The sequence below is a fragment of the Flavobacterium sp. genome, assembly GCF_041392085.1.
Lineage (GTDB): Bacteria > Bacteroidota > Bacteroidia > Flavobacteriales > Flavobacteriaceae > Flavobacterium.
The window spans coordinates 27,673-42,401 of record NZ_JAWKMW010000014.1 but is presented as its reverse complement, the minus strand read 5'-3'; the positions used below and the strand labels follow the sequence as shown (position 1 = coordinate 42,401).

The following is a 14,729-nucleotide window of genomic DNA, read 5'->3' as shown; positions in this document are numbered from 1 at the left end:
TAAGTTAAACAATAAATGGTTTTAATGTTTTGCTAATTTCATTCGCTACAATTTCAGCAAATTCTTCTACTGTTACCGAAATGTTGCCTTTCCCTTCTTGACCATGTCTTCTAACAGAAATGGTGTTATTTTTCTCTTCCTCTTCACCTACAATAATCATAAACGGAATTTTTTTAACTTCCGCATCCCTTATTTTCTTTCCAATAGTTTCATTTCTATTGTCAATTAGGCCGCGAATTTCGTTATTTTCTAGCAAAGTTAAAACTTTTTGAGCATAATTTTCATATTTCTCGCTCAAAGACAAGATTATAGCTTGCTCAGGCATTAGCCATAGTGGGAAATTTCCTGCAGTATGTTCTAATAAAATCGCAATAAAACGCTCCATAGATCCAAAAGGTGCTCGATGAATCATCACCGGACGATGCATTTCGTTGTCTGCTCCTTTGTAACTTAATTCAAATCGCTCCGGTAAATTATAATCAACTTGAATTGTTCCTAGTTGCCACTGCCTTCCCAAGGCATCTTTCACCATAAAGTCTAATTTAGGACCGTAAAAGGCTGCTTCTCCATATTCCACAACTGTATTCAAACCTTTGTCTCGAGCCGCATTAATTATTGCATTTTCGGCTTTTTCCCAATTTTCATCACTACCTATATATTTATCTCTGTTTTCTTGATCTCTCAAAGAAATTTGAGCAGTAAAATTTTCAAATCCTAGAGAACCGAACACATAAAGCACTAGATCGATGACATTTTTAAACTCAGCATCTAATTGCTCCGGAGTGCAAAATATATGGGCATCATCCTGAGTAAAACCGCGAACCCGTGTCAAACCATGTAATTCACCACTTTGCTCATATCGATAAACTGTTCCAAATTCCGCATATCGCTTCGGTAAATCTTTATAACTCCAAGGCCTGGTGTTGTAGATTTCACAGTGGTGCGGACAATTCATTGGCTTTAACAAAAATTCTTCGCCTTCTGCCGGCGTGTGAATTGGCTGAAAACTATCAGCACCATATTTTGCATAATGTCCCGAAGTAACATAAAGCTCTTTCTGACCAATATGAGGTGTTACCACTTGCTCATAGCCAGCTTTCTTTTGTGCTTTTTTTAAAAATTGTTCCAAGCGGTCACGTAATGCAGCTCCTTTGGGTAACCATAACGGCAAACCTTGACCCACTTTTTGTGAAAAAGCGAATAAGTCTAGCTCTTTTCCTAATTTTCTGTGATCTCTGCGTTTCGCTTCTTCCAGTAATTCTAAATATTCCGTCAGTTCTTTTTGTTTAGGAAACGAGATGCCATAAACGCGAGTCAATTGCTTATTTTTTTCATCACCTCGCCAATAAGCTCCGGCAACACTCATGATTTTCATAGCCTTAATTAATCCCGTATTAGGAATATGGCCACCACGACATAAGTCAAAGAAATTAGAATGATCACAAAATGTAATCGTACCGTCTTCTAAATTAGAAATCAATTCCGTCTTATATTCATTATTTTTATATACTTCCAAAGCCTCCGCTTTCGAAACCGAACGCATTTTAAACTCATGTTTTTCTCTCGAAATCTCTAAAACACGATCCTCAATGGCTTTAAAATCGGCTTCTGTAATTTTTTTATCACCAAAATCTACATCATAATAAAACCCATTATCAATTGCTGGTCCAAGTGTTAGCTTAATTCCTGGATATTGCTCCTCTAAAACCTGAGCCATCACGTGCGAAGTCGAATGCCAAAAAGCCTTTTTACCTTCCTTATCATTCCACGTATATAATATAAGTGAACCGTCGGTGGTCAGTTCCGTCGTTGTTTCTACAATAGTGCCGTTATAGGACGCAGAAATCACATTTCTTGCCAAACCTTCACTTATACTTCTCGCAACATCCATCGGAGTCGAATTCCTCTCAAACTCCTTAACTGAACCGTCAGGTAAACTAATTCTTAACATGCCTAAAATTTTATGGACTGCAAATATATAAGATTACAAAATCCCATACAATATATATAAGTAATATTAAAATAAGATTTTTATTTTCCAGAAGCTATTTCCCGCTTTGCATTCCAAGCTTGTTTGTCTTGTTGTTTTTTTTCTAAGACCAAAAGAGCTTCCGTTGGTCGCTTTTTTTCGCCAAGAAAACATACATCAATCCTTCACTAGGCTTTCCATTTCAATCGGGGCTAGGGGTAGCAGAGATAAAAAGAAGTTTCAAGTTTCAAAGCTTCGTGTTTTGATTTCTTAGTGGTAAAAACAATCAACCATTGTGAAGCAATCCTTTTCTGTGTATTTTGTGTTTTCCGTGCGAAATAAAGTTTTCCACCAACCCACCCCTGCAACTTTAAGCCCACCAGCTAAAACCTCAAAGAAAAAAAACTTTCGTTTATTTTCGTCTCAGATTCAGCGAGTTAAAAAAAAGATTAAAAGAGTTTAAAAAAGATTTTGAAAGGCGAAAAAGAGTGCTACTTTTGCACCCGCAATAAGGGGCGATGTTCAGCATAGTATATTGTGAGAAAAAATCTATAAAAGATTTGGTAGGAGAGTAGAAAGAGTAATATCTTTGCCCTCCGCAAATGCCAAAATCAGGGTTTAGAAAAAGGGAAAAAGAAAAATAAATTTTTTTTCGAAAAGTTTGCCTAATCAAAAGAAGTTGTACTTTTGCACCCGAGAGACAAGCAGAATAAAATAAGTAGATACGTTCATAGACATATTGATTGACAGCACAATTAGACAGTGATGTTTAATTGAAAAAAGAGAGAGAAGGTTAATCGAGAGATTAAGAAAAGACTAGTAATCTTTGTCTAAAAACAGTTTGGTTAATATAACCAAACGAACAATATACGATGAAGAGTTTGATCCTGGCTCAGGATGAACGCTAGCGGCGGCCTAACACATGCAAGTCGAGGGGTATAGTAAGCTTGCTTACTAGAGACCGGCGCACGGGTGCGTAACGCGTATGCAATCTACCTTGTACAGGGAATAGCCCAGAGAAATTGGATTAATGCCCCATGGTATAGTTGACGCATCATTTGACTATTAAAGTTTCGGCGGTACAAGATGAGCATGCGTCCCATTAGTTAGTTGGTAAGGTAACGGCTTACCAAGACGATGATGGGTAGGGGTCCTGAGAGGAGATCCCACACTGGTACTGGAGACACGGACCAGACTCCTACGGAGGCAGCAGGAGGAATATTGGGCAATGGGCGGAAGCCTGACCCAGCCATGCCGCGTGCAGGAAGACGGTCCTATGGATTGTAAACTGCTTTATACGGGAAGAAACACTCCGACGTGTCGGAACTTGACGGTACCGTAAGAATAAGATCGGCTAACTCCGTGCCAGCAGCCGCGGTAATACGGAGGATCCAAGCGTTATCCGGAATCATTGGGTTTAAAGGGTCCGTAGGCGGCCTTATAAGTCAGTGGTGAAATCTCCTAGCTCAACTAGGAAACTGCCATTGATACTGTAGGGCTTGAATTTTTGTGAAGTAACTAGAATATGTAGTGTAGCGGTGAAATGCTTAGATATTACATGGAATACCAATTGCGAAGGCAGGTTACTAACAAACGATTGACGCTGATGGACGAAAGCGTGGGGAGCGAACAGGATTAGATACCCTGGTAGTCCACGCCGTAAACGATGGATACTAGCTGTTCGGATTTATCTGAGTGGCTAAGCGAAAGTGATAAGTATCCCACCTGGGGAGTACGAACGCAAGTTTGAAACTCAAAGGAATTGACGGGGGCCCGCACAAGCGGTGGAGCATGTGGTTTAATTCGATGATACGCGAGGAACCTTACCAAGGCTTAAATGTAGAGTGACAGTTCTGGAAACAGGATTTTCTTCGGACACTTTACAAGGTGCTGCATGGTTGTCGTCAGCTCGTGCCGTGAGGTGTCAGGTTAAGTCCTATAACGAGCGCAACCCCTGTTGTTAGTTGCCAGCGAGTAAGGTCGGGAACTCTAGCAAGACTGCCGGTGCAAACCGTGAGGAAGGTGGGGATGACGTCAAATCATCACGGCCCTTACGCCTTGGGCTACACACGTGCTACAATGGTAGGTACAGAGAGCAGCCACAACGCAAGTTGGAGCGAATCTATAAAACCTATCTCAGTTCGGATCGGAGTCTGCAACTCGACTCCGTGAAGCTGGAATCGCTAGTAATCGGATATCAGCCATGATCCGGTGAATACGTTCCCGGGCCTTGTACACACCGCCCGTCAAGCCATGGAAGCTGGGGGTACCTGAAGTCGGTGACCGTAAGGAGCTGCCTAGGGTAAAACTAGTAACTGGGGCTAAGTCGTAACAAGGTAGCCGTACCGGAAGGTGCGGCTGGAACACCTCCTTTCTAGAGACAAAAGAAGGATAGGAATTTTTAAGATTAATTTACTCTCGCTGTTAGTTCAAAATAAAACAAAAGCAAAATACAGAGTCTCGTAGCTCAGCTGGTTAGAGTACTACACTGATAATGTAGGGGTCCCCAGTTCGAGTCTGGGCGGGACTACTATTTTTAAGAAGCTTAAAGGAAATTCTGGAGGTTGGCTAACCGTTTTAGTTACTGTTAACTGATAACTGTTAACTAATCACTGAAAGCGGGGATTAGCTCAGCTGGCTAGAGCGCCTGCCTTGCACGCAGGAGGTCACCGGTTCGACTCCGATATTCTCCATATTCTAGTGAATAGTAATGAGTAAATAGTCCTTAGTCTTTTGACTAAGTGCTAATTACTGCGGACTAATGACTAGAAAAAGTTCATTGACATATTGAGATAAAAAACATTTAAAAAGTAGAAAACACATATAATTGTAATTATTTACGATTATATAATAATAGAGTAGAGTCGTGACAATGTTACGATTTTACAGAAAGGTCTTGTTATGAAAATAGCAAGGCGGCACATAAGCAAAATAAGGGCGTATGGGGATGCCTAGGCTCTCAGAGGCGAAGAAGGACGTGATAAGCTCGCGAAAAGCTACGGGGATTGGCACACACGAGATGATCCGTAGATATCCGAATGGGGCAACCCAATGCATTGAAGATGCATTACACCGATAGTGAGCAAACCCGCTGAACTGAAACATCTAAGTAGGCGGAGGAGAAGAAAACAAAAAGTGATTCCGTAAGTAGTGGCGAGCGAACGCGGATTAGCCCAAACCAGAGTTGTTACGGCAATTTTGGGGTTGTAGGACCACGACATTTCTTGCTAATTGAATTAGAACTACTTGGAAAGGTAGACCAAAGAGGGTGATAGTCCCGTATAAGTAAGAGGATAAGGATAGTGGTATCCTGAGTAGGGCGGGGCACGTGAAACCCTGTCTGAATTTGGCGGGACCATCCGCTAAGGCTAAATACTCTGAGAGACCGATAGTGAACCAGTACTGTGAAGGAAAGGTGAAAAGAACCGTGAATAACGGAGTGAAATAGATCCTGAAACCATACGCTTACAAGCGGTCGGAGCAGAATTATCTGTGACGGCGTGCCTTTTGCATAATGAGCCTACGAGTTAACGTTGCCGGCAAGGTTAAGTGATTCAGTCACGGATCCGTAGCGAAAGCGAGTCTGAATAGGGCGAATTAGTCGGTAGTGTTAGACGCGAAACCGTGTGATCTACCCATGGGCAGGATGAAGCTGTGGTAACACATAGTGGAGGTCCGAACCGGTTGACGTTGAAAAGCCTCGGATGACCTGTGGGTAGGGGTGAAAGGCCAATCAAACTCGGAAATAGCTCGTACTCCCCGAAATGCATTTAGGTGCAGCGCTGATCGTAAAGTTATATAGAGGTAGAGCCACTGATTGGATGCGCTTCACCGCCTACCAATTCCTGACAAACTCGAATGCTATATAATGTTTATCAGCAGGAGGGCTTCGGTGCTAAGGTCCAAGTCCGAGAGGGAAAGAACCCAGACCATCAGCTAAGGTCCCCAAATGTATGCTAAGTTGAAAAAACGAGGTTTGTCTGCCCAGACAGCTAGGATGTTGGCTTGGAAGCAGCCATTCATTTAAAGAGTGCGTAACAGCTCACTAGTCGAGCGGACGAGCATGGATAATAATCGGGCATAAGCATACTACCGAAGCTATGGATTTGTAGTAATACAAGTGGTAGGGGAGCATTCTATGTGGGTTGAAGGTGTAGCGTGAGCTATGCTGGACCGTATAGAAAAGAAAATGTAGGCATAAGTAACGATAAGCGGTGCGAGAAACACCGCCACCGAAAGATTAAGGTTTCCGCAGCTATGCTAATCAGCTGCGTTAGTCGGGACCTAAGGCACACCCGAAAGGGGAAGTCGATGGCCAACGGGTTAATATTCCCGTACTACTTATTATTGTGATGGAGTGACGCAGTGGTGAAAGTACCGCGGACTGACGGAAGTGTCCGTTGAAGGTTGTAGCTAAACGATTTATAGGCAAATCCGTAGATTGTGGCAAAGACTGATAGTACTCGGAGTCTTCGGACAAAGAGATAGTGTACCTAAAGGCTGCCAAGAAAAGCTTCTAAACTTAGATAATAAGTACCCGTACCGTAAACCGACACAGGTAGTCGAGGAGAGAATCCTAAGGTGCTCGAGAGATTCATGGCTAAGGAATTAGGCAAAATAGACCTGTAACTTCGGGAGAAAGGTCGCCTCTAGCAATAGAGGCCGCAGTGAAAAGGTCCAGGCGACTGTTTATCAAAAACACAGGGCTCTGCAAAATCGTAAGATGAGGTATAGGGCCTGACACCTGCCCGGTGCTGGAAGGTTAAGAGGAGATGTTATCTTCGGAGAAGCATTGAATTGAAGCCCCAGTAAACGGCGGCCGTAACTATAACGGTCCTAAGGTAGCGAAATTCCTTGTCGGGTAAGTTCCGACCTGCACGAATGGTGTAACGATCTGGACACTGTCTCAGCCATGAGCTCGGTGAAATTGTAGTATCGGTGAAGATGCCGATTACCCGCAGTGGGACGAAAAGACCCTGTGCACCTTTACTATAGCTTAGTATTGGTCTTGGATAAGTGATGTAGGATAGGTGGGAGACTGTAAGCGGCGTCGCCAGGCGTTGTGGAGTCATTGTTGAAATACCACCTTGTTTATCTGAGGTCTAACCCGTCTAAGGCGGGGACATTGCTTGCGGGTAGTTTGACTGGGGTGGTCGCCTCCAAAGAGTAACGGAGGCTTTAAAGGTCCCTCAGCACGCTTGGTAACCGTGCGTAGAGTGCAATAGCATAAGGGTGCTTGACTGTGAGACATACAGGTCGATCAGGTACGAAAGTAGAGCATAGTGATCCGGTGGTTCCGCATGGAAGGGCCATCGCTCAAAGGATAAAAGGTACGCCGGGGATAACAGGCTGATCTCCCCCAGAGCTCATATCGACAGGGGTTTGGCACCTCGATGTCGGCTCGTCACATCCTGGGCTGGAGAAGGTCCCAGGGTTGGGCTGCTCCGCCCATTAAAGTGGCACGCGAGCTGGGTTCAGAACGTCGTGGACAGTTCGGTCTCTATCTACTGCGGGCGTTAGAAATTTGAGTGGATCTGATTCTAGTACGAGAGGACCGAATTGGACAAACCGCTGGTGTATCTGTTGTTCCGCCAGGAGCACCGCAGAGTAGCTACGTTTGGAAGGGATAAGCGCTGAAAGCATATAGCGCGAAACCCACCACAAGATGAGATTTCTTTAAAGGGTCGTGGAAGATGACCACGTTGATAGGCTATAGATGTAAAGGCAGTAATGTCATAGTCGAGTAGTACTAATAACCCGTAAGCTTATGTGAATAAAGTTCCCCTGATGCAAGTCGGGGGATGAAAACCTTTTCTACAACATTAATTTTTATCCAGTATGTTAAGATATTAGCCTCGTTTTATAACGAGATAGTTAGGAGTTGAGAGTTAGGAGTAAGTAGTGAAAACTGATTACTGTAAGCTGAGAACTGAAAACTAAAAATTTAAGGTGGTTATTGCGGCGGGGCTCACCTCTTCCCATTCCGAACAGAGAAGTTAAGCCCGCCTGCGCAGATGGTACTGCATTTTGTGGGAGAGTATGTCGCCGCCTTCTTTTGAGTAGGGTTGTCCAAATAGGATAACCCTATTTTTTTATAGGGCGTCGCAGTCGCAAGGCTCGTGTCGCCGCCTTCTTTTGAGAATCCTCATTCACTAGAGCGAATGGGGATTTTTTGTTTTAGTTTTGCCTGAATCAAAGAAAGGCACTCGTCTTAGGTTGATTTAGAGCTTAGCAGTGTGCTTTTTTAAAAGCTTTATATACTGAATGTTTGCATCAGGGATAGCAGCACAAAGCCCACAGAGAGGAACACTAACGACGAATAATAGCCCGACCCGAAATTTGTACTTGTTGAAGGGGAATGCTTAAATTGAATTAGATGTTTATATCAAGGCTTTTTATATAATCTTCGTGTTCGTAGAAAAAGTATTCAAAAGACTCCATTTTCACAGCAAAAAAACTGAAAATTGTCTTCCAAGTGGATTTGTTGTTGATGCTGATGTTATTGATTTCGACCCAAATGCGGCTGATTATTTTTCCGTTATCTAAGTTGTAATTTTTCTCGAAGTAGGCATCTTGCAAATAGTTTTCTAACAATATAGTTTTGAGCGATTCTATTTTCTCATAGTAGATTTTGCGGTGTTCTTCGTCTTTGGATTCAATATCTAAAGAAACCATCGCTTTTTTGTTATCGACATGAAATTTAAAGGTTACATCTTTAATCTTGGTATTGTAAAGCAACCACTTTTTAGGGTATTCTTGAGCAAAAGTTATCCAAAATTCACGTTTTATTTTTTGTGCTTCTTCTTTACTGAACATTAGTTGACAATGCTTATTTTGATTTTGATATTTAATAATGGAAATTCCTTCTTATCTGTTTCTTGGGAGGCAATTATATTCATGACTTCAAATCCTTTTGTTATTTTTCCGAAAACAGTGTGTTCATTATCAAGGTGGTGGGCTCCATTTTTATTTTGAACGAGATAGAATTCAAAGGGATTGCTAAGTTTATGAGGGTTGTCTTCCCATAATCTTGCTGCTGCCAATGCTCCGTAATGGTGTTTAAGTGTCTTATTGAATTCAGAAGGAATGAGGTACTTGCCAATACTTTTTCTATCTTTTTTAGTAATGGATTCATCAGAACTTCCGCCCTGAATAATAAAATTTTTAACCACTCGGTGAAAATAGGTTGTATTAAAATATTTTTTTTTCACTAAATAAATAAAATTGGCTCTGTGTAAAGGTGTTTTGTCAGATAGTTCTACTTCGATATTTCCATATTCTGTCGAAATAAGTACTTTGTTTTCTGGGTTTTGCAATCCATACCATGTTAAAAAATCAACTACATTTTCATCTGTAAGTACAATAGTTTCTAAATCATATTTTGGTTTTGACGTATTATTTATAGACTGAACTGTATTATTTTTTTGCTCTCTATTTTTTTCTGTAGTATCTTTAATCTTATTTTTACATGAAACGAATGCGAAAAAGCTAAAAAAAATGAAGGCTTTATGGAATTTCATAGTTTTTTAAAATATGTTCCAAAAATAGCAAAAGAATCACTTCCTGCTACAAGTGCTCATTTAAAAATGACACCATTATTCAGGCATGAGTTGATGAGAGCAATAAACTATGATTCCTTACAACCCAAAAAAGCAGCAGTGTTGATGCTGGTTTATCCCAAAAATAATGAAACACATATAGTGTTGATAGTGAGGAATACCTATCCCGGTGTTCATTCTTCACAAATAGCCTTTCCAGGTGGAAAAGTTGAATTAGAAGATGATTCATTAGCTCACACTGCTCTACGTGAAGCAGAAGAAGAAATCGGTGTAAATCGAATGTATGTTGAAATTATAAAATCATTTACAGAAGTATATATACCTCCGAGTAATTTTTTGGTTTCACCTTTTTTGGGAATAAGTACGCAAGAGTTAAATTTCGTCAGACAAGAGAATGAAGTAGCAGATATCATTGAACTTTCTATGAACGATTTTTTAGATGATAGTAATGTAGTTATGCGTAAATTGACGACGTCCTATGCAAATGAAATAGATGTGCCGGCTTTTTTAGTAAAGGAGCACATCGTTTGGGGAGCGACCGCTATGATGATGAGTGAGTTAAAAGAAACTATTAAAAAGGTACTATAATTGATTTGATTTTTATACATTCGCATTCAATTTTACCAATTCAAAACGATTATGGGATTGTTTAAAAGAAATCCTTTCGGTCATATATTGTTTTTAAAAAAATGGCTCATCCGTATTTTTGGAGTCATGACGCATCAACGTTACAGAGGTTTTAATGAAATGCAAATTGAGGGTTCGGAAATTTTGAAGAACCTTCCACAAGAAGGAGTTTTGTTTATCTCTAATCATCAAACTTATTTTGCCGATGTTGTAGCAATGTTTCACGTTTTTAATGCAAGTTTGAGCGGACGTGTAGATACGATTAAAAATGTAGGTTATTTGTGGAGTCCCAAGTTAAATATCTATTATGTTGCTGCAAGTGAAACAATGAAAGAAGGTTTGCTACCCCGCATTCTAGCTTATGCCGGAGCAATTACAGTTGAGCGAACTTGGCGTGCGAAAGGAAAGGATATTAAAAGAGAAGTTAATCCTAATGATACAGAGAACATCAAAATGGCGTTAGACGACGGTTGGGTAATTACATTTCCTCAAGGAACAACTCGGTCTTTCAAACCCGTTCGCAAAGGAACAGCACACATCATTAAACAACATAAACCCATTGTTGTTCCGATTGTTATTGACGGTTTTAGACGTTCATTTGATCGAAAAGGACTTCGCATCAAGAAAAAAGGAATTCTTCAGTCAATGGTGATTAAAGAACCACTTCAGATTGATTATGATAATGAATCAATTGAATCGATTGTAGAAAAAATTGAATATGCCATAGAGCAACACCCTTCTATGTTAAAGGTAATTCCTATTGAGGTCTTAGAGGAACAGAAAGAATTAGACAAAAAGAGAATGTGGGAATATTAAAAAACAGGATCTACTTTATAACCTGCTTTACGGAGTAAATTTATTACGCCATTTTCACCACCAAGGTGGCCGGCACCAACCCCAAAAAAAGTAGGTTTTTCTTTTGCAATACTAATTATTCTGGGAACCCATTTTTTATTTCTTTCAGTTAACATTATCGTTTCGAATTTTGAGCTAATTTCATTTTCAGAAGTTCTCATTAAGGTTATCATCGCTTCAATATCTTCCGATTGATAGGTTTCGAAAAGCAAATCGATTTCTGACTTATCCCCTTCTAAGTTGTTTTTTGCCGACTTAATTAATTCGTTCATTTGTACTTCGTAAGGAATTGCATCGAAAACAGCCAGTTGCTCATCAATTGTTTCTAAACCATAAATTTCTTCATTTTGTTCTTTGGATAAGGAAACCAAACCTTCTTCAACTGATTTCATTTCACAATCAATCATTTTAGGATAAAGCATAGCACTTACCATAAAAGGTTTGATGGAGTTTAGCATTTGGGCAGATAGACCGAGTTGTTTTTTTAAAAAATCATCAACAATTCTAAAATCTTCTTTTGTGGCTAAAGAACTCATAGTGGTGCCTTCTTTCATCATCATACCATTCATCATTGCCATTTGCAGCGAAGGGTCATCCATATCTAATTCTAAATAAAGCTGTTTGGTTTCCTTTAATGCATGAATAACTTTGACAGGTAATTCCTCTTTACAAGTAATGTGAATGGTGCCGAATAGGAAGGAAGTCTCTTTGATTTCATTTCCGGTTATTTTCCACAAAAGTGTTTTTTCTAAAGATTGTCCAAAAGTCTGATGTGATATGACAAATAAAATTAATAGTCCTATTTTTTTCATGATTAAAAGTCTATTTTTTTTAATTCTTCATAATTTTTGAGGAGTCTTCTCATTAAAAAACCGTAGATTAAACGATAGAACAACCAGAATAATCCTAGTGTAACGGTAAATAACACAAAATAGGTTAGTCCAATCACTATCCAAAAGGCCTGGGGATTGCTATCTTTTGTGTTTTCTAAAACTGAATTAATATTTGGGTCATAAATAATTTGCGAAATAACTACAATGATAAAAATAACGGCAAACATTGCTAAATTGTACCAAATATAATATTGAACAGTTTTTCTGGTTCTAATAATGGAACGCATTAATTTTTTTATTGTATCGGTTGAGGATATCGTTTTAAAGTTTTTATAAAACTTGTAAATAAAAATAAAAACAATAATATAATTTACAACGGTTAATACTTTAAATAAGCTGTCAATGTGATACATTTCTAAAGTTTTCAGGTAATCTTCATCCACAGTAAACAAACTTATGCATGCCCATAAAATTAACTCAGCAATACTAATCATCAAAATCCATTTCACTATGGAAGATGATCGTTTGTGAATCATTTTATAAATTTGGTTTTCCGTCACCTGCTCGTAAGCATGTGGGTCGTTTCGCCAAGCTTTTTTTAATAAATCCAATTCCTCAGTCATAATTACTTATGGATTAACGATTTTTTTTAATTTTCCTTTAATTCTATTCATTTTCACTCGTGCATTCACCTCGCTGATACCTAACGTTTCGGCAATTTCTTCATAATCCTTATCCTCTAAATACATAAACACCAACGCTTTTTCAATATCATTCAATTGTTGCACGGCTTTGTATAACAATTTAATTTGTTCTTCTTCTTCGAAATTATAATCATCCGGTGCAATGAACTGTTTTTTGCCTTCCATGTCTGTTGTAGCAATTGATCGGGTACTTTTTCGATATAATGTAATCGCAGTATTTAACCCGACACGATACGCCCAAGTCGAAAATTTCGAGTCGCCTCTAAATTTTGGATAAGCCTTCCACAACTGGATGGTAATTTCTTGGAATAAATCATTATGAGCATCTTCACCCGATGTGTACAAACGACAAATCTTGTGAACGATGTTCTGATTTTCCTTTAATTGGGTAACAAAAGATTGCTCTAGTGAATTACTCATGCTGTGTTAGTAGTCGGATGGTGAAATTTGTTACAAGATAGTATTTTTTCAGAAGCTATTCCCGCTATCCGTTCCAAGCTTTTTTGTCTTGTTGCTTTTTTCTAAGGTAAAAAAAGAGCTTCCTTTGGTCGCTTTTTTTTGCCAAGAAAAAATAAAACAATCCTGCAAAAGGCTTTCCACTCCTATCGGGGCTAAAAGTTGTGGTTGAAAAGTTTCAAGTTTCAAGTTTCAGGTTTTCCGATACTTCGTGCCTTGTCTTCTTCATGGTAAAATCACAAACCCAAAAATGATAAAATTCAGTTAAATTTTGATCTATCAAAAAAACGAGTAATTCATCAAATGTTAAAATCAACTATCTTTGTCATACAAAAATCTCAGTGGCTGATTAATTCAGCAACTCAGTAACTCAAAACTATGAATATCCCAAATACCAATCTTCCCAGAATCGTCATCATCGGTGGCGGATTTGCCGGAATTGCACTCGCCAAAAGCCTCAAAAATAAACGGGTGCAAGTCGTCTTAATTGACAAACATAATTATCATACTTTTCAACCGCTTTTGTATCAAGTCGCCACGGGCGGACTCGAAGCCGGTTCCATCGCTTATCCCATTCGGAAAGTAGTTCAGGAATACCAAAACTTTTATTTTCGTTTAGGTTTTGTCAACGAAATCGATACCCAAAATCAAAAAGTAAAAGCCGACATTGGCGAATTGCGATACGATTATTTGGTGTTAGCTACCGGTTCCAAAACCAATTTTTTTGGCAACAAAGAAATTGAAAGAAACAGTGTGGCAATGAAAACCATTCCGCAATCACTCAACATTCGCAGTTTGATTCTCGAAAATTTTGAACAAGCATTGTTGACCAACGATATTCACGACCGACACAGTTTGATTAATTTCGTGCTTGTGGGTGGCGGACCCACCGGAGTTGAATTGGCCGGAGCTTTGGCCGAAATGAAAAAAGCTATTCTCCCAAAAGATTATCCTGATTTGGATGTGCGAAAAATGCAAATCAACCTCATTCAATCCGGAGAGCGAATTTTGGATACGATGAGCGAAAAATCATCGCAAGAAGCAGAAGATTTTCTTATCAATTTGGGCGTAAATGTGTGGAAAAATGTTCGTGTGACCGGTTACGACGGTAGTACAGTGACTACCAATACCGATTTAACGTTTAATTCGGCCACGGTGATTTGGACAGCCGGAGTGCAAGGTGCTTTACCGGCCGGAATTGATTCCAATGCGGTAATTCCACGTGCTGAACGCTTGAAAGTAAATGAATTTAACCAAGTTGAAGGCTACGAAAACATTTTTGCTATCGGAGATATTGCGGCGATGATGACTGAGCAATATCCAAAAGGTCATCCGATGATGGCACAACCGGCCATGCAACAAGGTAAATGGTTGGGAGAAAATATTGTCAAAAAAATTAATAAGCAACCTCTCAAGCCTTTTGTTTACAGCGACAAAGGTTCGATGGCAACCATCGGCAGAAACAAAGCTGTTGTGGATTTACCGAAGTTTCATTTTAGTGGCGTATTTGCTTGGTTTGTTTGGATTTTTGTGCATTTATTTTCGCTTATTGGATTTAAAAACAAAGCAGTTGTGTTAACCAATTGGATTTATAATTATATCCGTTTAGACCGCGAAGGACGATTAATTATCAGACCTTTTAAAAAGAAAAATGTGACGTCTTTTGTGGCGGATGAAATTTAAGTTGATAGTTATTAGTTTGGAGTAGGTGGTATGGAGTAATTCT

General features: G+C 39.5%; 9 protein-coding genes, 2 tRNA genes and 3 rRNA genes. 8 read left to right on the top strand and 6 right to left on the bottom strand.

Annotated elements, in window-relative coordinates; translation table 11 throughout:
* Positions 1 to 4: 4 nt before the first annotated feature.
* A complete protein-coding gene (thrS, locus tag R2782_RS12065; RefSeq protein ID WP_371268505.1) occupies positions 5 to 1,951 on the bottom strand; it encodes a threonine--tRNA ligase in 1,947 nt (648 codons plus the stop codon).
* Between the two features lie 887 nt (positions 1,952 to 2,838).
* Here thrS and R2782_RS12060 point away from each other — a divergent pair.
* The 5 genes from R2782_RS12060 to rrf all read left to right on the top strand — a co-directional run bounded on the left by R2782_RS12060 (position 2,839) and on the right by rrf (position 8,023).
* A 16S ribosomal RNA gene (locus tag R2782_RS12060) occupies positions 2,839 to 4,343 on the top strand.
* 82 nt (positions 4,344 to 4,425) lie between these two features.
* A tRNA-Ile gene (locus R2782_RS12055) sits at positions 4,426 to 4,499 on the top strand.
* Between the two features lie 90 nt (positions 4,500 to 4,589).
* Positions 4,590 to 4,662, top strand: a tRNA-Ala gene (locus tag R2782_RS12050).
* Positions 4,663 to 4,889: 227 nt separating this feature from the next.
* A 23S ribosomal RNA gene (locus R2782_RS12045) occupies positions 4,890 to 7,742 on the top strand.
* Between the two features lie 172 nt (positions 7,743 to 7,914).
* Positions 7,915 to 8,023: ribosomal RNA gene (gene rrf, locus R2782_RS12040) — 5S ribosomal RNA — on the top strand.
* The 16S, 23S and 5S rRNA genes sit together here with 2 tRNA genes alongside, the layout of an rRNA operon.
* A gap of 318 nt (positions 8,024 to 8,341) precedes the next feature.
* Here the strand turns inward: rrf and R2782_RS12035 are convergent.
* Together R2782_RS12035 and R2782_RS12030 are read right to left on the bottom strand one after the other, a co-directional pair.
* Positions 8,342 to 8,785 carry a DUF4268 domain-containing protein gene (locus R2782_RS12035; RefSeq protein WP_371268504.1) on the bottom strand — a complete coding sequence of 148 codons (444 nt, stop codon included), beginning with the start codon at positions 8,783 to 8,785 and terminating at the stop codon, positions 8,342 to 8,344.
* Entirely contained in the window at positions 8,785 to 9,489 is a 705-nt protein-coding gene (locus tag R2782_RS12030; protein WP_371268503.1) for a peptidylprolyl isomerase, read from the bottom strand. Before R2782_RS12030 ends, R2782_RS12035 begins: the two co-directional genes overlap by 1 nt.
* Between R2782_RS12030 and R2782_RS12025 the strand changes: the two genes are divergently transcribed.
* Together R2782_RS12025 and R2782_RS12020 are read left to right on the top strand one after the other, a co-directional pair.
* Complete coding sequence (locus R2782_RS12025; protein ID WP_371268502.1) at positions 9,478 to 10,116, top strand: CoA pyrophosphatase; 639 nt, start codon at positions 9,478 to 9,480, stop codon at positions 10,114 to 10,116. The genes R2782_RS12030 and R2782_RS12025 overlap by 12 nt on opposite strands.
* Before the next feature lie 51 nt (positions 10,117 to 10,167).
* Complete coding sequence (locus R2782_RS12020) at positions 10,168 to 10,971, top strand: lysophospholipid acyltransferase family protein (RefSeq protein WP_371268501.1); 804 nt, start codon at positions 10,168 to 10,170, stop codon at positions 10,969 to 10,971.
* Here the strand turns inward: R2782_RS12020 and R2782_RS12015 are convergent.
* From R2782_RS12015 to R2782_RS12005, 3 genes are read right to left on the bottom strand one after another with little or no spacing between them, the layout of a single operon-like run.
* Positions 10,968 to 11,822 (bottom strand): TraB/GumN family protein, encoded by an 855-nt coding sequence (locus R2782_RS12015; protein WP_371268500.1) that lies wholly within the window; start codon positions 11,820 to 11,822, stop codon positions 10,968 to 10,970. The two genes, R2782_RS12020 and R2782_RS12015, sit on opposite strands and share 4 nt — an antisense overlap.
* Before the next feature lie 2 nt (positions 11,823 to 11,824).
* Positions 11,825 to 12,466, bottom strand: coding sequence for a hypothetical protein (locus R2782_RS12010; RefSeq protein WP_371268499.1), 642 nt, complete (start codon positions 12,464 to 12,466; stop codon positions 11,825 to 11,827).
* A 6-nt stretch (positions 12,467 to 12,472) separates the two neighbouring features.
* Entirely contained in the window at positions 12,473 to 12,967 is a 495-nt protein-coding gene (locus tag R2782_RS12005; protein WP_026711703.1) for an RNA polymerase sigma factor, read from the bottom strand.
* A 414-nt stretch (positions 12,968 to 13,381) separates the two neighbouring features.
* Between R2782_RS12005 and R2782_RS12000 the strand changes: the two genes are divergently transcribed.
* The gene (locus R2782_RS12000) at positions 13,382 to 14,686 is read left to right on the top strand and encodes an NAD(P)/FAD-dependent oxidoreductase (protein ID WP_371268498.1); all 1,305 of its coding nucleotides are present in this window, start codon (positions 13,382 to 13,384) and stop codon (positions 14,684 to 14,686) included.
* Positions 14,687 to 14,729: the final 43 nt, after the last annotated feature.

What these genes read in the sequence shown, in the direction of transcription:
- thrS (WP_371268505.1), bottom strand. Translation starts at nt 1,951, where the DNA reads ATGTTAAGAATTAGTTTACCTGACGGTTCAGTTAAGGAGTTTGAGAGG.
- R2782_RS12035 (WP_371268504.1), bottom strand. Translation starts at nt 8,785, where the DNA reads ATGTTCAGTAAAGAAGAAGCACAAAAAATAAAACGTGAATTTTGGATA.
- R2782_RS12025 (WP_371268502.1), top strand. Translation starts at nt 9,478, where the DNA reads ATGGAATTTCATAGTTTTTTAAAATATGTTCCAAAAATAGCAAAAGAA.
- R2782_RS12030 (WP_371268503.1), bottom strand. Translation starts at nt 9,489, where the DNA reads ATGAAATTCCATAAAGCCTTCATTTTTTTTAGCTTTTTCGCATTCGTT.
- R2782_RS12020 (WP_371268501.1), top strand. Translation starts at nt 10,168, where the DNA reads ATGGGATTGTTTAAAAGAAATCCTTTCGGTCATATATTGTTTTTAAAA.
- R2782_RS12015 (WP_371268500.1), bottom strand. Translation starts at nt 11,822, where the DNA reads ATGAAAAAAATAGGACTATTAATTTTATTTGTCATATCACATCAGACT.
- R2782_RS12010 (WP_371268499.1), bottom strand. Translation starts at nt 12,466, where the DNA reads ATGACTGAGGAATTGGATTTATTAAAAAAAGCTTGGCGAAACGACCCA.
- R2782_RS12005 (WP_026711703.1), bottom strand. Translation starts at nt 12,967, where the DNA reads ATGAGTAATTCACTAGAGCAATCTTTTGTTACCCAATTAAAGGAAAAT.
- R2782_RS12000 (WP_371268498.1), top strand. Translation starts at nt 13,382, where the DNA reads ATGAATATCCCAAATACCAATCTTCCCAGAATCGTCATCATCGGTGGC.